26 protein-coding genes and 1 tRNA gene are annotated in these 23,996 nt (G+C 65.3%); 20 read left to right on the top strand and 7 right to left on the bottom strand.

Translation table 11 applies throughout. The features are described from left to right. On the top strand, positions 1–790 hold a 790-nt coding region (locus tag ABZ857_RS19980; protein ID WP_357044879.1), incomplete at its 5' end, for a site-specific integrase. Positions 791–1,165: 375 nt separating this feature from the next. Here the strand turns inward: ABZ857_RS19980 and ABZ857_RS19975 are convergent. After that, positions 1,166–1,711, bottom strand: coding sequence for a hypothetical protein (locus tag ABZ857_RS19975; protein ID WP_357044876.1), 546 nt, complete (start codon positions 1,709–1,711; stop codon positions 1,166–1,168). Between the two features lie 310 nt (positions 1,712–2,021). On the opposite strand from ABZ857_RS19975, the gene ABZ857_RS19970 reads away from it, so the two are divergent. The 3 genes from ABZ857_RS19970 to ABZ857_RS19960 all read left to right on the top strand — a co-directional run bounded on the left by ABZ857_RS19970 (position 2,022) and on the right by ABZ857_RS19960 (position 3,720). Beyond that, a complete protein-coding gene (locus ABZ857_RS19970; RefSeq protein WP_357044874.1) occupies positions 2,022–2,645 on the top strand; it encodes a hypothetical protein in 624 nt (207 codons plus the stop codon). A gap of 272 nt (positions 2,646–2,917) precedes the next feature. Then, positions 2,918–3,319, top strand: a complete 402-nt coding sequence (locus ABZ857_RS19965) for a hypothetical protein (protein ID WP_357044873.1) — start codon at positions 2,918–2,920, stop codon at positions 3,317–3,319. Next, positions 3,316–3,720: a hypothetical protein gene (locus ABZ857_RS19960; RefSeq protein WP_357044871.1), complete on the top strand. Its 405-nt coding sequence runs from the start codon at positions 3,316–3,318 to the stop codon at positions 3,718–3,720. The genes ABZ857_RS19965 and ABZ857_RS19960 overlap by 4 nt, the downstream gene beginning before the upstream one ends. A gap of 386 nt (positions 3,721–4,106) precedes the next feature. Here ABZ857_RS19960 and ABZ857_RS19955 read toward each other — a convergent pair whose 3' ends face one another. Then, positions 4,107–4,643 (bottom strand): hypothetical protein, encoded by a 537-nt coding sequence (locus tag ABZ857_RS19955; RefSeq protein WP_357044869.1) that lies wholly within the window; start codon positions 4,641–4,643, stop codon positions 4,107–4,109. A 377-nt stretch (positions 4,644–5,020) separates the two neighbouring features. On the opposite strand from ABZ857_RS19955, the gene ABZ857_RS19950 reads away from it, so the two are divergent. After that, on the top strand, positions 5,021–7,330 hold the full coding sequence (locus ABZ857_RS19950) for a hypothetical protein (RefSeq protein ID WP_357044867.1): 2,310 nt from the start codon (positions 5,021–5,023) through the stop codon (positions 7,328–7,330). Between the two features lie 65 nt (positions 7,331–7,395). Here the strand turns inward: ABZ857_RS19950 and ABZ857_RS19945 are convergent, their stop codons facing one another. After that, positions 7,396–8,688: a hypothetical protein gene (locus ABZ857_RS19945; RefSeq protein ID WP_357044865.1), complete on the bottom strand. Its 1,293-nt coding sequence runs from the start codon at positions 8,686–8,688 to the stop codon at positions 7,396–7,398. A 349-nt stretch (positions 8,689–9,037) separates the two neighbouring features. On the opposite strand from ABZ857_RS19945, the gene ABZ857_RS19940 reads away from it, so the two are divergent. The 9 genes from ABZ857_RS19940 (at position 9,038) to ABZ857_RS19900 (ending at position 15,996) form a co-directional block, all read left to right on the top strand. Beyond that, positions 9,038–9,322: a hypothetical protein gene (locus tag ABZ857_RS19940; RefSeq protein ID WP_357044864.1), complete on the top strand. Its 285-nt coding sequence runs from the start codon at positions 9,038–9,040 to the stop codon at positions 9,320–9,322. Positions 9,323–9,595: 273 nt separating this feature from the next. Continuing rightward, positions 9,596–10,285, top strand: coding sequence for a GntR family transcriptional regulator (locus ABZ857_RS19935; protein WP_357044862.1), 690 nt, complete (start codon positions 9,596–9,598; stop codon positions 10,283–10,285). A 117-nt stretch (positions 10,286–10,402) separates the two neighbouring features. Continuing rightward, positions 10,403–10,825, top strand: a complete 423-nt coding sequence (locus ABZ857_RS19930) for a plasmid replication, integration and excision activator (RefSeq protein ID WP_357044860.1) — start codon at positions 10,403–10,405, stop codon at positions 10,823–10,825. Continuing rightward, entirely contained in the window at positions 10,822–11,136 is a 315-nt protein-coding gene (locus ABZ857_RS19925) for a hypothetical protein (protein WP_357044858.1), read from the top strand. Before ABZ857_RS19930 ends, ABZ857_RS19925 begins: the two co-directional genes overlap by 4 nt. An 86-nt stretch (positions 11,137–11,222) precedes the next feature. Then, complete coding sequence (locus tag ABZ857_RS19920; protein ID WP_357044856.1) at positions 11,223–12,644, top strand: FtsK/SpoIIIE domain-containing protein; 1,422 nt, start codon at positions 11,223–11,225, stop codon at positions 12,642–12,644. Further along, positions 12,641–12,832, top strand: a complete 192-nt coding sequence (locus ABZ857_RS19915) for a hypothetical protein (protein WP_357044854.1) — start codon at positions 12,641–12,643, stop codon at positions 12,830–12,832. The genes ABZ857_RS19920 and ABZ857_RS19915 overlap by 4 nt, the downstream gene beginning before the upstream one ends. Positions 12,833–12,870: 38 nt before the next feature. Beyond that, the gene (locus tag ABZ857_RS19910; protein ID WP_357044895.1) at positions 12,871–14,442 is read left to right on the top strand and encodes a replication initiator; all 1,572 of its coding nucleotides are present in this window, start codon (positions 12,871–12,873) and stop codon (positions 14,440–14,442) included. A gap of 13 nt (positions 14,443–14,455) precedes the next feature. Then, complete coding sequence (locus tag ABZ857_RS19905) at positions 14,456–14,662, top strand: excisionase family DNA-binding protein (RefSeq protein WP_357044852.1); 207 nt, start codon at positions 14,456–14,458, stop codon at positions 14,660–14,662. Beyond that, the gene (locus ABZ857_RS19900) at positions 14,662–15,996 is read left to right on the top strand and encodes a site-specific integrase (protein ID WP_357044850.1); all 1,335 of its coding nucleotides are present in this window, start codon (positions 14,662–14,664) and stop codon (positions 15,994–15,996) included. The genes ABZ857_RS19905 and ABZ857_RS19900 overlap by 1 nt, the downstream gene beginning before the upstream one ends. 36 nt (positions 15,997–16,032) lie before the next feature. Here ABZ857_RS19900 and ABZ857_RS19895 read toward each other — a convergent pair whose 3' ends face one another. Then, positions 16,033–16,335 (bottom strand): hypothetical protein, encoded by a 303-nt coding sequence (locus tag ABZ857_RS19895; protein ID WP_357044848.1) that lies wholly within the window; start codon positions 16,333–16,335, stop codon positions 16,033–16,035. A gap of 197 nt (positions 16,336–16,532) precedes the next feature. Next, a tRNA-Gly gene (locus ABZ857_RS19890) sits at positions 16,533–16,606 on the bottom strand. Positions 16,607–16,725: 119 nt separating this feature from the next. Between ABZ857_RS19890 and dcd the strand changes: the two genes are divergently transcribed. The 3 genes from dcd (at position 16,726) to ABZ857_RS19875 (ending at position 19,074) form a co-directional block, all read left to right on the top strand. After that, entirely contained in the window at positions 16,726–17,301 is a 576-nt protein-coding gene (gene dcd, locus ABZ857_RS19885) for a dCTP deaminase (protein WP_079315405.1), read from the top strand. Positions 17,302–17,457: 156 nt separating this feature from the next. After that, complete coding sequence (locus tag ABZ857_RS19880) at positions 17,458–18,075, top strand: DUF47 family protein (RefSeq protein WP_357044845.1); 618 nt, start codon at positions 17,458–17,460, stop codon at positions 18,073–18,075. Further along, on the top strand, positions 18,076–19,074 hold the full coding sequence (locus tag ABZ857_RS19875) for an inorganic phosphate transporter (protein WP_357044843.1): 999 nt from the start codon (positions 18,076–18,078) through the stop codon (positions 19,072–19,074). A 55-nt stretch (positions 19,075–19,129) separates the two neighbouring features. Here the strand turns inward: ABZ857_RS19875 and mshD are convergent, their stop codons facing one another. Continuing rightward, complete coding sequence (gene mshD, locus ABZ857_RS19870; RefSeq protein WP_357044841.1) at positions 19,130–20,032, bottom strand: mycothiol synthase; 903 nt, start codon at positions 20,030–20,032, stop codon at positions 19,130–19,132. Between the two features lie 130 nt (positions 20,033–20,162). Here mshD and ABZ857_RS19865 point away from each other — a divergent pair, with 130 nt between their 5' ends. Continuing rightward, a complete protein-coding gene (locus tag ABZ857_RS19865; RefSeq protein ID WP_357044839.1) occupies positions 20,163–21,950 on the top strand; it encodes a bifunctional metallophosphatase/5'-nucleotidase in 1,788 nt (595 codons plus the stop codon). A gap of 76 nt (positions 21,951–22,026) precedes the next feature. Here ABZ857_RS19865 and ABZ857_RS19860 read toward each other — a convergent pair whose 3' ends face one another. Then, positions 22,027–22,734 (bottom strand): response regulator transcription factor, encoded by a 708-nt coding sequence (locus ABZ857_RS19860; protein WP_357044837.1) that lies wholly within the window; start codon positions 22,732–22,734, stop codon positions 22,027–22,029. A gap of 247 nt (positions 22,735–22,981) precedes the next feature. Here ABZ857_RS19860 and ABZ857_RS19855 point away from each other — a divergent pair, with 247 nt between their 5' ends. Together ABZ857_RS19855 and ABZ857_RS19850 are read left to right on the top strand one after the other, a co-directional pair. Beyond that, positions 22,982–23,230 (top strand): MoaD/ThiS family protein, encoded by a 249-nt coding sequence (locus tag ABZ857_RS19855; RefSeq protein WP_357044835.1) that lies wholly within the window; start codon positions 22,982–22,984, stop codon positions 23,228–23,230. Positions 23,231–23,270: 40 nt separating this feature from the next. Further along, on the top strand, positions 23,271–23,951 hold the full coding sequence (locus tag ABZ857_RS19850) for a DUF2993 domain-containing protein (protein ID WP_357044833.1): 681 nt from the start codon (positions 23,271–23,273) through the stop codon (positions 23,949–23,951). Positions 23,952–23,996: the final 45 nt, after the last annotated feature.

The raw sequence follows: 23,996 nt of genomic DNA, 5'->3' as shown, positions 1-23,996 counted from the left end.
GGCCGGGACCGGCCCCCAGGCCGCATGCCCGGCCGCCGAGCGGGCGTGGGGCCGCGAGGCGGCGCGGAGCGCCGCCCTTGAGGATGACCTGATCAAGAAGAACCCCTGCCGGATCAAGAACGCTGGGGTGGAGCGTCCGGAGGAACGGCCCGTCCTGACCGTGGCTGAGGTGTTCACCCTGGCGGCCTCCGTGCCTCCCAGGTTCCGTGCCCTGGTCCTCCTCGCGACTTTCGGCAGTCTGCGATGGGGAGAACTTGCGGCCCTGCGGCGTCATCACCTCGACCTGGAAGCACGCACGGTGAGGATCGAGGCGTCTGTCTCCGAGATGAAGACGGGGGAGCTGATCATCGGGCGGCCCAAGTCGGATGCCGGCGCTCGTGTCGTCACGCTGCCAGAGGTCATCATCGGTGACCTCGCCTGGCACCTTCAGCGGTTCAGTGAGCAGGCCCCTGATGGTCTGGTCTTCGTGGGGGAGAAGGGCGCACAGCTCCGGCGCAGCAACTTCACGAAGGTGTGGGCCAAGGCGCTCACCAAGTCCGGAGTCCCGAAGATCCATATTCACGACCTCCGGCACACGGGCAACACCCTGGCGGCGGCCACCGGGGTGACCCTCAAGGAGCTGATGACCCGCATGGGTCACTCCAGCACGAAGGCGGCCATGGTCTACCTGCACGCGGCCAAGGACAGGGACCGTGCGATAGCCGATGCCATGGGGGAGATCGTCAAGCAGGGACTCGCCTCCGCCACCGACGACGAGGACCAGGCGGCGACGGAAGCCAAGATCAACTGATCTGGCACGAAACTGGCACGCGAGTGAGGAAAGCCCGTAACAATGATCAAGGCCCGGGTCTGGATATCTGTCCTGACCTGGGCCTTCGTAAGTGGAGCGGGTGACGGGAATCGAACCCGCGCTGTCAGCTTGGGAAGTCTTTCAAGATCACACCGTCTTAGCTGGACAAACTCTGACCTGGACCTACGCCGGTGGAGTCACCGTGAGTTCGCGCTGTCTCCCGCTGGTCGCCGACCGAACGGGCACGCAACGGGCACGTCCGCTTCCGTAGCTCTCGCCGGAGAGCATGCGTCGTAGATCCGACAGGTGGCCGCCGACCTACGTCAGAGCCGTTGCATGAAACCCGGGCTACTTGGGTGATGGCGGGCCGGATGATCAGGGCCCGGCCTGTGCAGACCTCGCGGAAGGGCATATGGCGATGGTGCTGACAGTGCCCTTGCCCCAGACGGTGGTGTTCATCATCGTCCGTCCGCTTAGGGATGCCACCGTGAACTCCGGAACAAAGCGTGTCGTGAACGTGCTTGCTATCCAGCTGCGGAACTGCTCTATCTCGCATGCGACCCAATTCCACTCACCGAGGAGCTGCACCAGAGCCCAGGCCCCACGAGTTTCGATCTCGGCTGCTCCATGGGTTTCCGCGTCGTCGACCCAGACCAGGAATTCACGATTATCGTTGAAAAGCCCGTACTCCGTCGCCATCCGGAACCAGCTCGCATTGACCTTGTCAGGCATGTCAGGGGCATCGACATCGACCACTTCATGGGGATGGGAGTCGAACCGGCCGTGCTCGGGGCGCGCGCTTGCAGGGGAGTATCCCGGCGGCAGTGGAGGTAACCGAACTTCCCCGTGATCCATCCACCTGATGAAGCGAAGCCCAGCGGGAGCGAGCAGAGCCGCCATCTCGGCGTCAGAGAGCATCACGTGCTGACCATAGCCGTAAGCGCCCACCTCGTGAGGGAAGGGCAAGATACGTGCGTGGAGTGGGTGACGGGAATCGAACCCGCGCTGTCAGCTTGGGAATAGGCTACTGATCTTGCCGTGCTGAGCTGGGAAAACGGGGGTGCAAGTCAGGGCTGGGCGAGTGACCGTGAGTCCCCGCGATTCACCGCTGATCGCCGTCCGTAATGGCACGCAGCTGGCATGCGATCAAGGCCCAACGGTCGTACTAGAAAGACCTGCCGGCACGCGATAAAGGAAGGCCGACGATCTGGAAAATGTCTAACCTGTCGGCGTGGGCACCGACATCTACGGCTACATCGAGGCTCGCCACCCGTCCGCTGACGAGGACTGGTACGACTGGGATGCATGGGCGGTGTCCATGCCCCTCTACCCGCTCTATGACGGCCGCGACTATGAGTCGTTCGGCTGCCTCTTCGGTGTTCGTAACCGGCTCGGCTGGACCCCAGTCGCGGCCGGCCGTGGTCTACCTGCCGACGCGTCGAAACCTGTCCGTACTGACTATGAGGAGTCCGTCCGGATCGACGCCGCCATACATGGCTGTACCTGGGTTACATGGGCGGAGCTGCGTGATCTGGATATGACTGTGCGTCCCGCCGCTCGGGGGGTGCTTGATGTTCAGCCACGACATAGCTCGTCGATCAGTCGGTATCGGGTCGATGACCAGTGGCCCGAGGATGTCGTGGAGGAGTACGGCACGCCGCCGTTGGGTGCCTCGCCTGTCGAGGCTCCGATGGGACGCTGGGGGGTTTCTGGAGCGACGCTCGAGTATCGCCCCGTGACGCGACTGGACGCATTGGGGCCTGGCACCGGGTGGGACCACGTCTTCGGGGTGATGCAGGCGTTGGCGCTGCGGTTCGGGCCCAAAGGCGTGCGCTTGATCGTCTGGTTCGACTGATAGCACTGCGATGGTCGTGCCAAACGGTGGCGATACAGCACGACCAAGGCAAGGGAGAGTCACCTGACCTGAGTTTTCGTGTTTGGAGCGGGTGACGGGAATCGAACCCGCGCTGTCAGCTTGGGAATTGCATGGATCACGCCTCGTAGGCCCGCTGAGCTGGTCGTCACGCCTGTCAAGAGTGACCGTGCTTGACCCCTCGTCACCCTGTCTAATTGCATGCTAATTGCACGGGTGATCACGGCGTGACGTGGAGATGGGACGCTTCTTCGATGGATTTCTCGGAGTTCGCCGCGGTGAAGCAGCGGGTGATGGGCGAGTCGTTCCCGAGCGCCGGGGATGACCTGGACGGCATGGCGATTGACTTCGATGCTTACCTGTGGCACTCGCCGCTGATCAAGGAGGTGTCGGTTCGCCGTACCGGCGATACGAACAACCTGATCACCGCCACGTGCCAGGCGGTGCTGGGATGTTCGATGGTGGAGCTCGCGGCGGAGCTCGAACGGGTCTGGTTGCGGGATCTCAGATACTCGTCCTTCGAGGCTCACGTGATCACTGCGGGTGAGCGGGGAGTTCACCTTGATGCAGTGACACAGATCGCCCCGGACGGCTTCTACGTAACGGCCTCCGTCCTCGCTGAGACGGCGCAGTCGGCCACGGGAGAAACAACATGACGATCTCTTTCGACGGGACCTTCTACCGCGTCACGGATCCCGAGTTCGAGATGGTCATTCCAGCCTGGGAGGGGTACGAGCCGGACGCTGCTGACCAGGCAGACGCGACAATCACCTTCCGCGACGGCTCGCGCCGGTATGCGACCTTCATGACCCTGGACGCAATCCAACAGATCATGGACAAGGATGCGCGTACTGGTGAGTGCCTCGATGGCCGGTACTTCTGGTGCTCAGACTTGATCGTCATCAGGGGCGTCGGGTTCGAAGGCATGGCGGCCGCGATCCGAGACCTGGTCTCCTCGGGAGGCATCGAAGGAGCATGTGACCTGCTCGACCCGATTGATGATGACGAAGAGAAATCAACGCCTCGGGAGAGCCCGGGACGAGAGTGGAGCGGGTGACGGGAATCGAACCCGCGCTGTCAGCTTGGGAAGTCTTTCAAGATCACGCCATCTGAGCTGGGCAAACACTGACCTGGGCCTATGGCGGTCGAGTCACCGTGAGTCCCCCCAGCTCCCCACTGATCGCCAACCGAACGGGCACGCCACGGGCACGAGCCTGGCGCGCTCCGCGCATGCCGCGCCTCCTGATCACCCCGTCTGCCGTCGACCCGCCCGAAGGGGAAGCGGGCCAAGGCCACCGGGTCCAGGTGGAGCGCCCTACTGGACGAACGACCTGGACCCGGTGGCCTTGGTCTGCTCGGCTTGTCCCGGGTCGATGGCGGGCGGGGCGAGCAGGCCCCTACCTCAGTCAGCTACGGCCGGTCACGCTGAGCAGGCCCTGGAGATCACCCCGGAGCCGGAGCGCCCCCGCCGGAGGCAAGATGCTCTTTGCCTTTCTCGTCCGGCACGACTGAAGGCACTGTTGCCCGTTTGGCCATAGATCGGCTCTTCCGGCGAAATCGCGCGGAGTCACGCGCTGCCGTTAGTTCCTTGATGAGAATCTCAGCTTCCGGCTCTGTGATCTCCCATGTGGTGCGGGGCGCGCTGCGAAGAACGTAATGAGGCTCAAGTTGAGCGATGGATTCAATTGCGGCCTGTTGGGTCTCGATGAAGCGTTCGACGCTACGTTCTACAAGGTGTTTCGAGAACTCTCTTGCGAGGTCAGGATCTCCGCCAAGGGCCTCAGGCCCGACGTTGACCGGACGATACCTCACGACCTGAGCCGTTCTGATGGCTGAGATGGAGTTGTCAAAGGCGGTGCGTCGTGCTGCAGATCGGCTGAGTCGCGTATTAACCCATGGCACAAGGAATCCGCCTAGCAATGCTCCTAGTAGGCCTAATACAGGTGTGATCCAGGTTGCGAGGTTGCTGGTCGTGTTCATGCGTGTATATTCTGCCAGGTTAGTGATTTCGATACTGGAGAACGCGAGGTTTCAGGTCGTCGAGGACGGCCCGAGCCGCCGGCGGGCGGGACCGGCCTCCAGGCCGCATGCCCGGCCGCCGAGCGGGCGACGGGCCGCGAGGCGGCGCGGAGCGCCGCCCTTGATTCTTATAGGCGCAACTCGGCAAGTTCTCTCGATCCGGTGCGATGCGTTGGGCCATTGCTAGCGCTTCCACGGGCGTCGCTGCTGGTGCTAGAGCTCTCTCCGTATAGGTAGCACCAGATTGTCGCTCCCACAACGTACACTCGCGGTCTGGACCTATCGGGTCTCGCCTGGCTATGCGCCAGAGGCTGAGTCATTTGCCAGTGGAGGCGGATATGGCTGGTACTTTGCTCTATCATCTGCATGTCGCGCATATCTATCAGCGAAGATTCGACTCAGCCAGCCTCGCGGAAGCGCTGAAAGCCAGCCATTGGTATCTCATCACTAGGCGCCCAGCCGTTAAACTGATTCCTCGGTCTTTTAGGTACGCAGACCAAATAATCACCGCCAGCTTCGCCACTCGCGACAGTGTCACCGGTATGGCCCATGTCCATAACCTCGGCGCAGATGTGCGAGGTCTGGGTGAGATTAGCGATTTTCAAGACTATGCGGACGGCTCTTATTTTTCCTTCCGCGCAGGAGGTGAGTTGGTCCATGGCGATTCATGGACACTCGCCTCTCTCATGGCTGAGGCGCGCGGAGACCTATCAAAACACGAAGTCATTTATGCGGGCCAGGCTTTTGGTGGCAATGCTTCGACTAATTCGTATGAACGCACTCTAGCCCACAAGAAGCTTCAGAGGATTTACGAAGATCACGTCGATAGTGATTATGAGATTTTCGTCGTCCCTCTAGTGTGGGACCGGATATCGATGATCAATGACGATCATATCGACGATGCGGAAAATGGCCCTGATTTGTATGGATACTATGAAAATTTTGTGACCTTGGATGGTCGGCTTCTCCAAGCTTCGGTCGACTTAATCGAGCATAGCCTTATTTCTTACTTCACTCCGCATTACAATGAGAAACTGCTTGAATGGCGAACAACGAGACCTACTGATGCGATGCGAAAAATGCGATCAGCAAGGTTTCGGCTTCTTCATGTGCATCTGAGCGGCTGGCATGGCCTGGCGCGCCTCTGCTCACCATCTGTCTCAACGACAGCAAAAAGTCATTTGATCTCACAAGATCTTCCCTCTGCCGAGGCCTCTGCTCCGCATGTCCTGCGAGGTATTTCGGCTAAGGAAATAAGTGACTGGCGTTATGGAGCGTTTTTGTTGCGAGAGGGTCGGGAAATTGTAGCGAATCTGACCGAAAACTCGGGTGCTGCAATGCGCATCTTCGGTGATGCGGCGCCTGCGATTCGTAAACCGCCCGGTATCAAGCTGTATAGGCCTGAAGTAGTACCTGATGCTAGCGATGACGTATCAGATCATAACGATCTCAGGAATGGGATCCTGCAAGCTAGAGAATTTGCGCGGAGGGCCGAGGAACCTCCTCGTCACCCGGATCTTCCGACCTATGATGTCGCCACAGGAACAATACAATATGGCGAATATCAGGATGGCACTCCTGCTCGTCTCCAGCTGAATGATCCTAAGACTGGGGGTGTTAATTCTCTTCTTATCATTGGAGATTCAGGAATGGGCAAGTCAAGTGCTCTTCTTACGCTGATGGCCGAGGCCTACGGCTCGGCGGTGTTCGATGTAGTGCTGGCTGATCCAACAAACAGAAATGATTTGGTGACGATCGGGAGCATCATCTCTAAGGGTCTTCCCGTTGCTACAAGCGTTGAGGCTGCAACGCACGTGCTCGAAGCAACACTGAACGTGATCTCGGAGCGTAAAAAGGACGGGGGCTACGGTACTCCCACTCCGAAAAAGCCTGGACTCTTGATTGCGATCGACGATGCTGACGATGTGCTTATGACGGCACAGGGATCGAAAGCAGTTAGGGAGATTTTATCGTCTGGCGCTTTCGTTGGTGTCGGCCTATTGCTCGTCATTCAAGACATTTCGAACATCACATCAGATCAGGCACTTATGGGAGCTTTGATGAAGTATCCGGGGCACCTAGCATTTATGCCTGAAGGTTACTATGTGATTGCGGATTTAAAGGCGCAGTTCGGACCTCGCAGGGCCAGCACATGGAATGGTGACTCGATGTCATTAGTTCTTCGTCGAGGCGCCTCGTATGCAACCGTCGCGCTAATCATCGCAAGGTTTGACCCTGCGCTGAGTCCACTCAAGGTCCAAAGTATGGTCATGAGTCAGTTGGATCACGTAAATAGGCCTATTACTCCATGGGAGGAGGTTGAGAACGCTGACCATTGGCATGCTTTGGATATGAATATGCAAGAGTGGGCTTTGGCGCGGCATGCTGACGCATGGGTTCTGACTGCGAGCCTTTCGACGATCTCGGGCACTGCTTTGGATAGTGGTGCAGATGCAATCAAATGGGCTAATGGAGTTTTTGGTCACCGATTCGAGGCCGATCTAACGCCATGGCAGTCCGGGCCGACTGTTGGTGGGGTTGCAACCCTATATGCTGACGTTAAGGGCAGTATTTCTCGTAGAGAGAATTCCCTTGAGTCGATGTTCCGGCTCTTTGCCGAGCGTGTTGAATTTCGTCCGGAGGGCTAGGGATGCTGCAGCAACTTACAACTAGTTGAGGGGCTGCACGTCATGGGTCTGGTGCGGTCGAGCTGCTAAACAAGATCAGGCCGATGTGTAGCTAAGGCGCGGCGAGCCGTAATAAGGCGCTCGTGAAACTCCTCGGCGAGGGCTTCGCGGCGGTAGCGCTGGCGTAGGACTCGGTCCAGGTCTCCGGCTCGGTTTACGAGGTCGGTGAGGGATTTGCGTTCGATGTCGAATGCGGCCATGCCTTGCTCGACGGCGGCATCGAGGTCTCCGCGTCGGGCGTGGACGATGCCGAGATCTATGTGGGCGTCGGCGACTCGCATGGGAGCGTTGGACGTACCGTCCGGGCGGGTGTGCATCTGGATCGTTTCCAGTGCGTGTTCCTCGGCTCGGTCGTTGTCCTCCAGCCAGGTGTAAGCCGTGGCAGCGTAGAAGACCCACTTGGCATGGTCGAACACGAAGTGGTGGTCAGGGTTCTCGGGGAGCGGCAGTTTGGCGAGGATGTCGGCCCCGCGCGAGAGTGCCTTGTCGGCTTCGCGGCGGTCGCCGATGCGGGCCAAGCCGCGGGCTTCCTGCAAGGTGAGCTGTACCTGTGCGCTGGATTGGCCGGCGAGGGCCTGGCCCTGACGGGCTGCGGTAACGACGTCCTCGTACCGGCCTTCAACAAGGGCGAACCATGCGGACATCTCGTGTGCCCAGCCCATGAGTTCCCCGTGTCCGACCTGGCGGCCCGTCTCGTAGGCGGCCTGGCGGGCCGTCTCGGCTTCCTCCCGCTCGCCCAGGTCGTAATGGACGCAGCCGAGCAGGGCGGTAAGCCATCCGGTGATGACCAGTAATTCGCGGTGCTGGTCGAGCGTGATCCTGCCGGACAGGAGCCGGGTCACCTGGGCGAGGCGCTTTTGTGTTCGGTCGCGCAGCGTAGCGGCGGGAACAACCGGGTAGGCGCGGCACAGGAGGTCGACGGCCTCGGCGAGGGCTTCGAGGGTGCCGGTGCCGACATCGGACGCCTGGAGTTGCTGCGCGAGTTCCATCGTGCCGTACAGGTCGGCCTCGGCCCGCAGGGCGTCGACCGGCATGATGTGTGCCTCAATGAGGCGGCTATTGCCGCTGCCTCTCTTTGTGGGGGAGAAGCCGAGATCTTCGGGCTGTAGTCCGGTGGCTTGAGTCAGCGCGAGTCGAAATGGGGCGCGTGGCCAGGAGACTTCGCCGGCTTCCCATCGCCTGATGCGTTCTTCATCGACGGCGAGGTGTTCCTTGATGCCCACAGGGGTCCGGTTAATCCGTTCGGCGAATTCGGCGCGGGTGAGCTGTTGCGCGTTGCGCCATGCGCGGAGTTGGACATTCGGGATGCTGTCTGGCATCTCGGGGTCTTCCTCCCGTCGGGGGGTCATCAGGGGGTTAAGAGGGGGGCTTTTCGGGGGTCCTATCGCGCTCGCTTTGCCGGTGGACTTGCCATCAACCAACCACGGTACGTCAAGCGGCTTCCCGCCACGGGGAACGCCGGATGAACGAGGAGATGGCGACGGTGACCCGGCCAGACGAGAACAGCGAGGCAAGACCCTGTCCTTCGTGTCGGGGACGTGGCACTAAGCAGTGCCATTCACGCCGTCAGCTCGTCGTCGGCGGCGAAACCAATGACGATCGCGACTCGGGTGGGGAGCGGGAGTGCCTCGACTGCCTCGGAAACGGCCGGGCCGAAGGGAGCGGAACATGAACCCGATCGAGGTTGCGGCGGTGGCCTACATGAACCGAAGCGACGAGGCGGACAAGCTCATCCGACTGCGTGACGCGCTGACCCGGCTCAGCATCAACGCCGAGCTGCGCGACAACAACACGGCGCTGATGGTCAACCCGCCAAGTGGGCGCGGCATGCCGGTGTGGGTCTTCGTTGGCTACGGCGGCCAGTTCTACTCATGGAACTCGGCAGGCAGGCGGCACCCGGTGTCCGATCTGGAGGGCGCCGCGAAGGCGATAGCCGCCTACATCTGCCGCTGAAGCGGGCGCGGCGAGGCAGTGAGCCGACGACGGGTCGGCAGCCATCAATCCCTGCCTCGTCGCGCTCTTGATCTCCGGCAGGGCCACAGTGACTCGCCCCCGTGTCCCCCCGTGTGGTCCTGCCGGACCTCTCTCCTCCCGGACTGCGAGTGCAGCCGAACGAGGTGACAGAAGCATCGAGCCGGTCTAGGCTCAAACTTGGTAAAACAACCTGTCGGCTGCTGGACGGTCGTGATGTCTCTAGAGTCCGTGCCTCCGAAGTATGCACAGCTTGTGCAGACGCTTCAGCGGCGTATCGAAGCAGGGGACTACCCTCCCGGAACCCTCCTGCCGAGCGAGAATCAGCTCATCAATGAGTTCGGCGTCTCCCGTCCGACCGTCGTGGCGGCCCTGCGCGTGCTCCGGGAACAGGGCTGGATCGAGTCCCAGCAGGGCAAGGGCCGTTTCGTACGGGGCCGCCCTGCCCTCGCCTCGCTCGAACAACCTCGGCCCGGCCACGCCTACCTCACCAGCGCCGAGACGCCCTCGGCCGAACTATTGGAAGTCGGCGCGGTAGCCGTACCGAACAGGATCGCCGCTCTGCTCGACCTGCCGCCCAAGAGTAAGGCGTTCCTCCGTCGCCGACTTGTCTCACGCGGCGACGAACCTTCCGAGATCGTCTCGCTGTGGCTGCCCCTGGACCTGTCGGAGGGGACGAACCTCACGAGTGCCGAGCCGCTGGCCCAGGGCATCCGCGAGCACATCCAGACCCGTAAGGGCGTCCGGTTCGATCACGTCATCGAACAGATCACAGCCCGGATGCCTACCCCTGACGAGGTCAAGCAGCTCGGCATGCCCAAGAACACGCCGGTCCTCGACGTCTACGCCGCGGTGCGCGACCCCGGTGGCCGGCCCCTTGCCGTGCTGGCTGTCGTGCTGCCCGCCGACCGTCACGAGCTGGAGGATGCCTATCCCATCGGGTAGGAACGCCTCACCTTCGGAGCCCACTTAGCTTAGGCACTTGACCTAGCAAGTGGGCTCTCTTATGCTCAAGCCACTCGATAGGTTAAGTGCCTATCAGTCGAGAGAGGAAGATGCCCGATGGCTCTACAAGGTCCGATCCCCGTCAGCTTCGACATGGTCTTCCCGCACGGTTGCTACCTCGTCGGTGAGGTGGAGGCGGTCAAGGACTTCGACGCCTCGACCAATGGCCGCTTCGTGCAGGCGCGCGACAAGCAGAGCGGCGAACTGGTCTGGCAGATCGCCGTCATGGACGCCGACCCCCAGGTCAAGCCCGCTCAGAAGACCGTCGCCGTAAAGATCATCGCCCCGGTCCAGCCGGTGCCCCCGGCTCCGGTCGCGGGCCTGCCCTTCACGCCGGTCGAGTTCGGCGGCGTCACCGTCACCCCGTACGTCAACGGAAACGGCCGCCTTGCCTACTCCATCCGCGTCCGGGAGATGCGTCCGCCTCGCACGGGCCCGGCCAAGTCCGGACACGCGGGCGGCAAGGAGGCGGCGGCGTGAACTGGCGGCCGTACACGCACCTGTCGATGTCGGTCGATCCCGGTGAGCGTCCCCGGATCGGGATCTCGTTCTACGGCTCGATCACTGCGGTCAGCGCGCGAGTGCTGGAGTCGGGGCGGCCGTACCTGGTCCTGGAGTCCGGCGAGGCGGACGTGACGGTCTCGGCCACTGGGGCGGCCAGTCCGGTCACCGCCGAAGACCTGGACATCGCCCAGCAGATCTTCAACGCCGCCGCGCGGTACCTGGCCGACTGCGAGCGCCTGCACGCCGACCACACCGAACACGCTCAGGCCACCGGCCCGGCGGCCTGACACAAGGACGGGGCCGCTGGAACTGCCATCCCAGCGGCCCCTCAGATCTCTCACACACGCCAATGCCTGAGAGGACACCAAGCCTAATGTTCAAGAAACTTCCCGGCGACGAGGCGCGCAACCTCGTCTCCACCACCCCAGACACCGCCGTGGTCTTCCGCCCGGCCGTCATGCAGACCCCCGCCATCGTCACCCTGGTGATCTGGCTGTCGCGCCTGCTCGCGGGCCTGGTCCGCCTCGTGGTGCGGCATCCGGTCGCGGTGGCCGTGCCGGTCGGCCTCGGGGTGATCTGGACCCTGTACGGCTGGCGCCTGGCCCTGGTCATGGCCGGGTTCCTGCCCTCAGCGGGCCTGTCGTGGCTGCTGCTGGATCGGGCCTCGTTCCTGCGCCTGGTCGGCTGGCCGCTGCTGGCCTGGTGGCGGCTCGTCGCCGTCTACCGGCGGCACTGGCAACCGGTCATGGTCGTCTCCGGCCTCGGGCGGCACATCCGGGGCCGCGACTACCTCCCTCGCCTCGTGCGGGTGGAGTGCGACGGGTGGGCCGACCGCGTGAGCGTGAAGATGCTCAACGGCCAGGCCGTCATCGACTGGGCCGACCGTATCGAGCACCTGGCCCACGGCTTCGGCGCTGCATCCTGCCGGGTGGCCGTCGCGCGGGCCGGGCGGCTCGTGCTCACCTTCCCCCGGTGTGACCCGCTCGCCGAACCGCTGCCCGTCGTTCCCATCCCTGATGTTTCATCGGTGGGGCCGGTCGAGATCGGACGGTGCGAGGACGGTACGCCGCTGCGGCTCAAGGTCCACGGCACGCACGTCCTGATCGCGGGCGCGACCGGGGCCGGTAAGGGCTCCTACCTGTGGTCGACAATCCGCGGCCTCCTTCCCGCGATGCGGGCGGGCCTGGTGCAGGTGTGGGCGCTCGACCCCAAGCGTATGGAGCTGTCCTTCGGCCGGGCGCTGTTCGGCTCCCGGTATGCGGCTGACCCGAAGGAGTGCGCCGACCTGCTCGATGAGGCGGTCTCGGTGATGCAGGAGCGGGCCGACCGGTTCGCCGGCCTCCAGCGCTCCCACACCCCGACGCCTGCTAACCCGTTCGTCCTGGTGCTCGTCGACGAAGTCGCCTTCCTGACCGCCTACCAGCCCGACAAGCAACTCCGCCAGCGGATCACGGCGGCCCTGGCCACGCTCACCACCCAGGGCCGGGCGGTCGGTGTCGGGGTCATGGCCGCGCTCCAAGACCCCCGCAAGGAGGTCATGAACATCCGCAACCTGTTCCCCGACAAGATCGCCCTCCGGCTGGACGAGTCGGAACAGGTGGACATGGTCCTCGGCGACGGCGCACGGGACCGGGGCGCACTGGCCGATCACATCTCACCGGTCCCGGAGCTGGGCGCGGGAGTCGGCTACGTCCGGCTCGAAACCAGTCCGGATCCGGTGCGAGTGCGGGCCGCGTATGTCTCCGACGCCGACATCTCCGCGATGGTCGCCGAGTTCGCGGGGGAGGGCCGATGATGCGCCTGGCTCACATCCTCGACGGCCTGCGCTGCTCGGGCTGCACCGCGCTGGACACGCTGTGGCTCGACCCGGTGCGCGGCATCGTCGAGTGCCACGAGTGCGGCGAGAAGGCCGTCGTGATGGTCGATGGCCTCGGCCCGGCCGGCCTCCTCGACCCCGTCTGCTCCTGGGACGGTGACCGGTGACCAACCCGCACGACCGCTCCACCCCTCGCGCCGTACGGATGGCTCAACCGCTGGCCCGTGAGGTCGTGGAAGAGATCGCAAAGCAGTACGGCGTCTGTATCCGCCCGGTGCCCCTGCGACGGCAGGACATCCTCACCGGTCAGGTTGAGGTCATCGACATGCCGTGCGGGGCCACCTTGGAGAGCAAGTGCCCGCCGTGCGCCAAGCGCAACCGGCAGCTTCGTAGGGCGCAGTGCCGGGAGGGCTGGCATCTGGAGGCCGAGCCGGTCAATCTTCCGGACAACGCCGATGAGTATCAGCGTCACCTCGTGGAGCTGCGGGCCGACGCCCAGGCCTGGCGAGACGAGGTCAAAAAGGCCGGCGGCGACACCACCGACCTGGACGCCGCCATCGAGGACCTGGACGAGGAGATCAACGCCGCGGGCATGCGCGGCAACGTCCTCGGCCGCGCCTCCGGCAAGCGCACGCGCTCGACCAAGCGGCGGCAGGACGCCCCGGATCTGCCCAAGCGGCAGATGACCAAGACCACGCTCGGGCGGACCTTCACCGGCTCGGACGGCAAGACCTACCGGCCCTCCATGTTCGTCACCCTCACCCTGCCCTCCTACGGGCGCGTGCTGGAGGGTGCGCCCCTCGACCCAGACCGGTACGACTACGCGCGGGCGGTTCGCGACGCTCTGCACTTCTCCAAGCTCGTCGACCGCTTCGTGCAGAACCTCCGCCGAGTCGCCGGATACGACGTGCAGTACTTCGCCACCGTCGAACCGCAAAAGCGGCTCGCGCCGCACCTGCACATGGCGATCCGCGGCACCCTCCCGAGGGCAGAGCTGCGGCAGATCATCGCGGCCACGTACCACCAAGTGTGGTGGCCCTCGACTGACCAAGTGCGGTTCGAGGGTGACCACCTGCCGGGGTGGGAGGACGGGGCCGGCTACCTCGACCCCGAGACGGGCGAGGTCCTGCCCACCTGGGAACAGGCCCTTGACCGGCTCGATCAGGACGACGAGGCCGCACCCCTGCACATGCTCCGCTTCGGCGACCAGCTCGACATACAAAGCGTCCTCGCCGGAACCCCGGACGCCGACCAACTGATTCAGTACCTGTCGAAGTATCTGACCAAGTCCCTCGGCGACGCCCTCGGCACCGACGACCCACGCCGCAAAGCACACGCCGAACGGCTCCTCGACGCCCTGCGGTTCGAGCCGTGCTCGCCGACCTGCCCGAACTGGCTCCGCTACGGGGTGCAGCCCAAGGGCGCCAAACCCGGCATGGCTCCGGGCCGGTGCAGAGGTAAGGCGCACAAGCCCGATCACCTCGGCTACGCGGGCCGCCGCGTCCTCGTCTCGCGCAAGTGGTCCAACAAGACCCTCACGGAGCACAAGCAGGACCGCCGGACCTGGGTCCTGGAAGCCCTCGGCGTCGAAGACGAGCCCGTCGACCCCCACCGCTACATCTGGCGACCGGTCAAACCCGGTGACCCCGACCTCGCCCCCATCGGCGTCCGGCTCCTGCGGTCGGTCCACGAACGCCAGCGCTGGCGCAACCACATGAACCAACTCCAGGCCCAAGCCGAGGGCCGAGATCTTTCGGCAATTCAGTCCGCCGCGTGAAAGGAGGAACACCTTGGATCAACTGCTCACTGTCCCGCAAGCGGCGGCCCGCCTGAACACCTCGGTCCGCTTCGTCCGCCGCCTGGTGGCCGAACGACGCATCGAGTTCGTGAAGGTCGGTCGCCACGTCCGCATCTCCGAGACAGCACTGACCGCCTTCGTCGTCGCGGGCACGGTCGCACCGCTGACGGCCCATGACATCACCGGGAGGGCGGCCTGATGGCCAACAAGGACGGTCACCGCCGTTTCGGCAACATCCGGAAGCTCCCGTCCGGGCGCTACCAGATCCGCTATCCCGGCCCGGACGGACAGATGCGCTCAGGGTCCGAGACCTACGAACGCAAGGGTGACGCCGAGCGCGCTCTGTCCCTCGTCGAAGCCCAGATCATCAAGGGTGAGTGGACCGACCCCGATCGCGGCAAGGTCAAGCTCCGCGACTACGCCGAGAACTGGATATCCCAGCGTCCCGGCCTACGTCCGCGCACTGTCGATCTCTATACGTGGCTACTCAAGAAGCACATCACGCCCTACCTCGGCGGTGCCCAGCTCGGCAAGCTCTCGACCGCGATGATTCGGCAGTGGCGGGCCGACCTGCTCGGCAACGGTGTCTCCGTGTCGGTCGCGGCCAAGGCGTACCGGCTGCTGCGGGCGGTGCTGATGACGGCGGCCGAAGAGGACCACATCATCCCGCGCAACCCGTGCCGTATCCGCGGGGCCGGCGACGAGCATGCGCAAGAACGCCCGGTGCTCACTGTCGCTCAGGTCTTCGACCTGGCGGACCGGGTTGGCCGTCGTCCTGTCGGCAACGTCCGCAAGCTCAAGAACGGGGCGTACCGGCTGCGCTTCCAGCGGCACGGCGAGATGCGCACGCATCCCGAGGTCTTCCGGACTCGCGCTGACGCCGAACGAGCGCTCTGGGCGATGGGCATGGACGGGCGGGCCGACTGCACACAGGACAGACGCTTTCGCGCCCTGGTCCTGCTCGCCGCCTTCGCGAGCCTGCGATGGGGTGAGGTAAGCGCCCTTCGTCGCAGTGACCTTGACCTGGACGCCGGGACCGTGCGGGTTCGGGCGGCCTTCGTCGAGCGCTCCACCGGGGAGCTGGTTCTCGGGGCGCCCAAGTCCAAGGCGGGTCGGCGTGTGGTCGGCATCCCTCAAGGCATCGTGCCAGCCCTGCGTGAGCACCTGGCGACCTACGTCCAGGACGATCCGGGCGCGCTGCTCTTCCCCGGTGCCAAAGGCGGTCCCCTGCGGCGTAGCGGCTTCAACACCCGTACGCGCTGGGTGGACGTGGTCAAGGAGATGGGTCTCCCCGGTCTCCACTTTCATGATCTGCGTCACACCGGCAACATGCTCGCGGCAAGGTCCGGTGCGGGGCTCAAGGACCTCATGGCCCGGATGGGTCACGACAACGTCCGAGCCGCGATGATCTACCAGCACGCCGTACGCGGTGCCGACAAGACGATCACGGATGCGATCGACCGCCAGATCGTCGGACGCGATGACGACGATGAAGAGGGTGGGACCGCTACAACGTTGGTACCTGCGGGGTGATCGAGGTGCCGAGAGTTGACGGCTTCCCTGACCGGGTCACGTGTGAAGCCAACGCCCGTCCTCGTACTCGGAGGGGATCTCGTCCCCCCATGGGTCGATACCGCGCTGCTCCAACTCCTCGAACCACCGATCACGCTGGGAATCGGGCAGGCGGCTCCCACACCACGGACAGAAGGCGATGCCGATGACCGAGGCCCCGCCGTCATGGATGATCAGGCCGTACTCCTGGAACCTGGCGTCAAACATCACGAGGGCGTCCGGGCACTCGAACGGATCCTCATGATCTTCGCAGTGCCACGTCACTCGGCGGGTCATCGACTCACAGCAGTGCTCGCTCATGCGAGTAAGGGTCTCGCGAACGGAGATCGGCAAGCTACTCGATCAAACTCTGAGGTGGCCGGGCGACACGAGAGAAGGCTCCGGGTGCTGCCTCGACGAGAGCTAATGGCACGCTAATGGCACGCGAAGATCAAAAAGCCTCGAAAACGATCAAGGCCCGGGTCGGGAATTTGTTCCCTGACCTGGGCCTTCGTACGTGGAGCGGGTGACGGGAATCGAACCCGCGCTGTCAGCTTGGGAAGCTGATGTTCTGCCATTGAACTACACCCGCGTGACCGGCTGTGGAGCCCGTCGCTGCCCCTACTGTAGCGGATCCGGGGCGTGCTCCTGCAGTCCCGACGCGAAGATGCCCGATACCTGCCGGTCAGGTGGCCCACTAGCCTTGCACCCGTGCTGCTTTCCGATCGTGACCTCCGTGCCGAGATCGAGTCGGGCAGGGTGAAGCTCGACCCGTACGACCCGGCGATGATCCAGCCGTCCAGCATCGACGTGCGGCTGGACCGCTACTTCCGGGTGTTCGAGAACCACCGCTACCCGCACATCGACCCCGCGATGGAGCAGCCGGACCTCACCCGGCAGGTGGAGCCGGACGGCGACGAGCCGTTCATCCTGCACCCGGGGGAGTTCGTGCTGGCCAGCACGTACGAGGTGATCAGCCTGCCCGACGACATCGCCTCGCGTTTGGAGGGCAAGTCGAGCCTGGGCCGGCTGGGCCTGCTGACGCACTCGACGGCCGGCTTCATCGACCCCGGCTTCGAGGGGCACGTCACGCTCGAACTGTCCAACGTCGCCACGCTGCCGATCAAGCTGTGGCCGGGCATGAAGATCGGCCAGCTCTGCATGTTCCGGCTCAGCTCGCCCGCCGAGTTCCCGTACGGCTCGGACCGGTACGGCTCGCGCTACCAGGGGCAGCGGGGGCCGACACCGAGCAGGTCGTTCCTGAACTTCCACCGCACCAAGATCTGAAGCGGCTCAGGCAACAAGTGTGTCACGGGAGACGTTCTGGGCAGCCAGAAGGGGAAGAGTAGGTTACAAGCGGGCTTGCGTGGCCTGAACTTCGCATTTCCACTGGTAACCCGTACCCTTCTCTGCGGACCGTCCCCGCACATCTGGAGAAACGACGTGCGCCTGCGTCTCACGCCCCGTGAGGACAGCTACTACGACTTGTTCGCCGACTCGGCGAACAACCTCGTCACCGCATCGCGGCTGCTGGTCGAGATCATCAGCGACGGTTCGGACCGGGAGGGTCTGGCCGAGAAGATGCGCGCCTGCGAACACGCGGGCGACGAGCGCACTCACGCGATCATGAACCGGCTCAATGAGAGCTTCATCACGCCCTTCGACCGCGAGGACATCTACCGCCTCGCGTCCAACCTCGACGACGTGATGGACTACATGGAGGCCGCGGCCGACCTGATCGTCCTCTACCAGATCGACCACCTGCCCAAGGAGGTCGTACGCCAGGTGGAGGTCCTCGAACGGGCCGCCGAGCTCACGGCGGACGCGATGCCGCGCCTGCGCTCGATGCAGCACCTCAACGAGTACTGGATCGAGATCAACCGGCTCGAGAACCAGGCCGACCAGGTCTACCGCAGGCTGCTGGCGAAGCTGTTCAGCGGCGAGTACGACGCCCTCACCGTCATGAAGATGCGGGAGATCATCGAGCAGCTCGAGCTCGCCGCCGACGCCTTCGAGCACGTCGCGAACACGATCGAGACGATCGCGGTCAAGGAAAGCTAAGTGGAGCTCGCGCTTGTCATCGGCGTGATCGTCATCGCGCTGGTGTTCGACTACACGAACGGTTTCCACGACGCGGCGAACGCCATCGCCACCTCCGTCTCCACCCGCGCGCTGACGCCGCGGATCGCACTCCTCCTCGCCGCGGTGATGAACTTCATCGGCGCCCATCTCGGCACCGCGGTGGCCCAGACCGTGGGCAAGGGGATCATCGACGCTCCGGACGGCACCCACGGGCTGCTCATCGTGGGCGGCGCCCTCATCGGAGCGATCGTCTGGAACCTCATCACCTGGTACTTCGGCCTGCCGTCGTCGAGCAGTCACGCCCTGATCGGCGGGCTGGTCGGCTCCGCCCTCGCCGCCAGCGCCACCGTGCACTGGTCGGGGGTGGTGGAGAAGGTCGTCATCCCCATGGTCCTGTCGCCTGTCATCGGGTTCGTCCTGGGCGGCATCATCATGATCATCCTGCTGTGGATCTTCCGCAAGTCCAACCCGCACCGCACCAGCCGGGGGTTCCGGTACGTGCAGCCCGTGTCGGCGGCCGCCATCGCGCTCGGCCACGGACTGCAGGACGCGCAGAAGACGATGGGCGTGATCTTCCTGGCGCTCGTCGTCGGCGGATACGCCTCCCCGCACGGCGACATCCCCGAGTGGGTCATCACGGCCTCGGCCACGGCGATCTCCCTCGGCACGTACTCCGGCGGCTGGCGCATCATGCGGACGATGGGCAGGCGGATCATCCACCTGGACCCGCCACGCGGATTCGCGGCCGAGACGGCGGCGTCGTCGGTCCTCTACACCGCCGCCATCGGCTTCGGCGCGCCGATCTCGACCACGCACACCATGACCTCCGCGATCATGGGCGTGGGCGCCACGCGGCGGCTGTCGGCCGTGCGGTGGGGCATCGCCGGCAACATCGTGACCGCGTGGGTCCTGACGATCCCCGCCGCGGCCGTCGTCGCCGCGATCGGCTACTTCATCCTCAACCTCGTCCTCGGATAGAGGACACTCCCACACCGAACGGGCCGGCCCCTGAAGGGGACCGGCCCGTCGGCGTTCAGCGCCGGTACATCACGTCGGTGTTCCACCTGGTGAACCCGAGCGACTCGTACAGCCGGACCGCCGCCGTGTTCTCCTCGTCCACGTAGAGCATGACCTGGGCGAGGCCGAGCGCGCGCAGGTGTGCGACCCCGGCGAGCGTCAGCGCCCGGCCGAGGCCCGTTCCGCGCTCGCCGGGCGCGACCCCCACCACGTAGACCTCCCCGATCGGCTCGTCGCCGCCGTGCACCTTGGTCCAGTGGAAGCCCGCCAGCGCGTCTCCCCGTACGGCGAGGAAGAAGCCGGCAGGGTCGAACCACGGCTCCCGCTCCCGCAGTTCGAGGTCGTCGAGCGTCCAGGAGCCCTGCTCGGGGTGGGTGGCGAAGGCCAGCGCGTTGAGCGCGAGCCACGCCTTCTCGTCGCGTCCCGGCTCGAACGTGCGCAGTCGTACGCCCTCGGGGAGGACGGCGGCGGGCACGGGCTCGGACAGCGGGCGGCGCATCTGCCACAACGAGCGCACCCGGGCCAGGCCGGCGCTCGCGGCGAGATGAGCCGCGCCGGGCAGGTCGCCATGCGCCCACAGGCGCAGCCTTCCCCCGCTCGCCTCCAGCGCGTCGCCCAGCAGCCGCCGGCCGAGGCCGCGCCGGCGGAAGGCGGGATGCACCACGAGCTCGCCGCTCGGCCCCTCCTGCGGGTCCGGCGGATCCAGGTGGGCGAAGCCCGCGACGGTTCCGTCCGCGTACAGCAGTACGGCTCTCGCGCCGTGATGGCCTCCGTGATCGCCGCCGTGGCGCACCTGGAGCATCACGTGCTCGTTGAGCGGACCGACACCGTCGGCCTCTGCGGCCGCCTCCACCAGGGCGAGCACCGCCGCCACCTGCTCGTCATCGAGCCGTTCCGTGATCTCCACGCGTACGTCCATGTCTGGCACGATAGGTGAAGGGCAGGCGGTCCCCCTACCGGGCTTCGGCAATAGACGCCATGCGTTCCCTCCCTGAATCGTTATCTCTGCGCAATTTCCCGCTCAGATCCCCGCTCTACTGTCGAGGGTCATGACCCGAGCATCCCTGACGCGACTGGCCGTCGCCGGCGCCGCCGTGGTGGGCGTCGCGGCCCTCACGATGGGCACGGCCGCCGCATCTCCCGCTCCCCAATCCGGCAAGCATGATCAGAAGCCCGGTCCCTCCGTCCCTGTCCGGTTGCTGACGATCAACGACCTCCACGGCAACCTGGAGCCCCCCACCGGGTCCAGCTCCCGGATCCTTGACCCGAACGGAGCCCTCACCGACACCGACGGCTCGCTGACCGGCATCGCCGGCGCGAAGTACTCGATCGCGGGCGGCGCGTCCTACCTGGCGGCCCACCTCAAGCAGCTGCGCGACGCCAACACCCTCCTGGTGGGCGCGGGCGACCTCATCGGCGCCTCGCCGCTGCTGTCCGCCGCCTACCACGACGAGCCGACCGTCGCCCTGCTCGACAAGCTCGGCCTGACCACCTCCTCGGCCGGCAACCACGAGTTCGACGAGGGCATCGACGAGCTCAACCGCATCATGAACGGCGGCTGCCACCCGGTCGACGGCTGCTCCCCGGCGGGCGAGTGGAAGGGCTCGAACTTCGACTACCTCGGGGCGAACGTGCTGAAGGAGGGCAACGGCGACTACGCCCTGCCGCCCTTCTACGTGAAGAAGATCAACGGGGTGAAGATCGGCTTCATCGGCCTGGTGACCCAGACGACCCCGAACATCGTCACCGCCGCCGGCATCAAGGGCCTGCAGTTCACCGAGGAGGTCGCGGCGGCCAACAAGGTGTCGAACTACCTCGCCAAGCACGGCGTCAAGGCGCAGGTCGTGCTGGTCCACGAGGGCGACAACATCACCCCGAACCAGGACCCGAGCTCGTGCCCGGTCGTCCCCGGCAACGGCTCGCGGATCGCCAAGGGCCTCGACCCGCAGATCGACCTGGTCATCAGCGGCCACAGCCACCAGGCGTACGTCTGCAAGGTGAAGGACCCGGCCGGTCAGGACCGCGTCTACACCCAGGGCTCGTCGTTCGGCCGCGCGATCACCCAGATCGACTTCCGGGTCGACCGCAGGACGAAGGACGTCGTCCGCTCCAGCGTCGTCGCGAAGAACAACGTGGTGACCCGCACCGTCACCCCGGACGCCGACACCGAGGCGTACATCAAGACCTGGCAGGAGCGGGTCTCGACCGTGGCCAACAAGCCGATCGGCAAGATCACGGCCAACATCGGGCGTGGCAGCAACGTCGGCGAGACCCCGCTCGGCGACCTGATCGCCGACGCGCAGCTCGAGGCGACCAAGGACGGCGGCAACGCGGAGATCGCGCTGATGAACCCGGGCGGCGTCCGCACCGACCTGACCTACGCGCAGAGCGGCTCCGAGGGCGACGGCGTCGTGACGTACGGCGAGGCGTTCCAGGTGCAGCCGTTCAACAACCTCATGCAGGTCGTCACGCTCACCGGGGCCCAGCTGAAGGAGCTGCTCGAGCAGCAGATCTGGAAGGTCGACCCGGCGACCGGCGGCATCACCCAGCGGATCCTCCAGCCGTCCTCGTCGCTGACCTACACCTTCGACACGACGAAGCCGGCGGGCTCGCGGGTCTCCGACATCAAGATCAACGGCACCGCGGTGACCGACGCCCAGCAGATCCGGGTGGCCGCCAACAACTTCCTCGTCGGCGGCGGCGACGGCTTCACCGTCTTCACCAAGGGCACGAACCTGTGGAGCGGCCCGCTGGACATCGACGCGTTCGTCGCCTACATGGGCGCGCACTCGCCGATCGCCCCGCCGGCCACCGGCCGGATCAACCTCATCCGGTAACCCCGCGAAATCCGGTAGCCCCGCGAAATCCGGTAACCACGTGAAAAGCTATGGCCCGCCCCGTCGGGGCGGGCCATCAGCGTCTGGCGGGTTCGGCCTCGTTCTGCTCGCCGCGGTCGGGGACGAAGCGGTAGCCGACGTTGCGGACCGTTCCGATGAGCGCCTCGTATTCGGCGCCCAGCTTGGCCCGCAGGCGCCGTACGTGCACGTCCACCGTCCGGGTGCCGCCGAAGTAGTCGTAGCCCCAGACCTCCTGCAGCAGCTGAGCGCGGGTGAAGACCCGGCCAGGGTGCTGGGCGAGGTACTTCAGCAGCTCGAACTCCTTGAACGTGAGGTCCAGCGCGCGCCCGCGCAGCCGGGCCGTGTAGGTCGCCTCGTCGATGGACAGGTCGCCGCTGCGGATCTCGTCGGGAACCTCGTCCGCGGCGGCCAGGGACAGCCGCCCGACCGCCATCCGCAGCCGGGCCTCGACCTCCGCCGGTCCCGCGGTGTCGAGGATCACGTCGTCCACACCCCACTCCGCTGTCATCGCCGCCAGACCGCCCTCGGTCACGATCGCCATCAGCGGGCACGTGACGCCGGTCGTGCGCAGCAGCCGGCACAGGCTCTTGGCCTGCACGAGCTCGCGGCGCGCGTCGACCAGGATGGCGTCCGCGGGGGGCGTGTCGATCAGCGCGGAGGCCTCGGCGGGCGCGACCCGCACCGAGTGCAGCAACAGTCCGAGTGCCGGGAGCACCTCGGCCGACGGCTCCAGAGCGTTGGTCAGCAGGAGCAGATTGCTCACATGAGCCTCCTCGCACCATGTCGGCTCGGCGCCGTTTGCAGCACTGGAAACCGCGACAGCCGTACAAACACGTAAGGACCCGGGGGCCACATCGCCCGAGTCCATTAATTCGTAGGGTAGCCCACACGAAGTTTGCGTCCAATGTGCGTCACCCGTGTGAACAACACGTCACGTGGTTTTCCACCGTAACGTGACGGTGACGGAGAGCTTCCGAAGGGTGACGTGAGAGTGAGGGGAGCGGCGCATCATGGCCAGGGGAACGATCCGCTACTGGGCGGCGGCCAAGGAGGCCGCCGGCGTGCCGGAGGAGCAGTTCGACGCCGAGACGCTGGGGGACCTGCTCGCTCAGGTCTCGCGGAACCCGGCCGTCGAGCGCGTGCTGCGCCGCTGCTCCTTCCTCGTCGACGGCGCCCCGGCGGGTACGCGTGATCCGGCGACGGTCGATCTCCCCGAAGGCGCCGTGGTCGAGGTTTTACCCCCCTTCGCCGGGGGATGAGCGACTACTCTGATCGCAAAGGCGCCTTCGGAGGAGTCGGATGCGCAAGTTGGTCGTGGTCGTGGCCCTCCTGGCCATCGTGCTCGTCGTGCTCGACCGGGTCGCCGTGGTCGGCGTGCAGCGTGAGATCTCCCGGCAGATCGAGGCCAAGTACGACCTGGCGCAGGCGCCGTCGGTGCAGGTGAAGGGCATACCGTTCCTCACCCAGGCCATCTCGGGCCGATACGAGGAGATCAGCATCGGCATTGGCAAGTTAGAGCGGGAGGGTGTCCAGCTCGAACGCATCGACGCCACGTTGTACGGCGTCACCGCCCCGCTCTCCGACCTGATCCAGAACGCCGCGGCCACCGAGATCAGGGCCGACCGCGTGACCGGGACCGTGGTCATCTCCCGGCAGACCTTGTCGGCCCACGCGCCGCGCGGCATCAAGGTCGAGGGCGCCGGCGACGACAAACTCCGCGTCTCGGGCAACGTGCCCGTGCTCGGAAACCAGGTGCCGGTCACCGCCGACATGAAGATCCAGGTGGTGCAGGGCGGGATACGGCTCACGCCCGCGAACGTGAAGATCGCCGGCGCCATCCCCGTGCCGAACCCCGAGCGGCTCATCTCGTTCAACGTGCCGGTGAAGAACCTGCCGCTCAACCTCAGGATCACCCGCGTGAAGTCGACGAGCGAAGGGCTCGCGGTCCAGGGCACCGCGTCCGATGTCCCCCTTCGATGAGGGCCCGCGTGACGATCGTCACACCGTCGAACCGCCACGCTCCGG

This window comes from Microbispora sp. NPDC046933 (assembly GCF_040644635.1).
Taxonomy (GTDB): Bacteria; Actinomycetota; Actinomycetes; order Streptosporangiales; family Streptosporangiaceae; genus Microbispora.
This window is presented reverse-complemented; position numbering and strand designations above follow the sequence as displayed.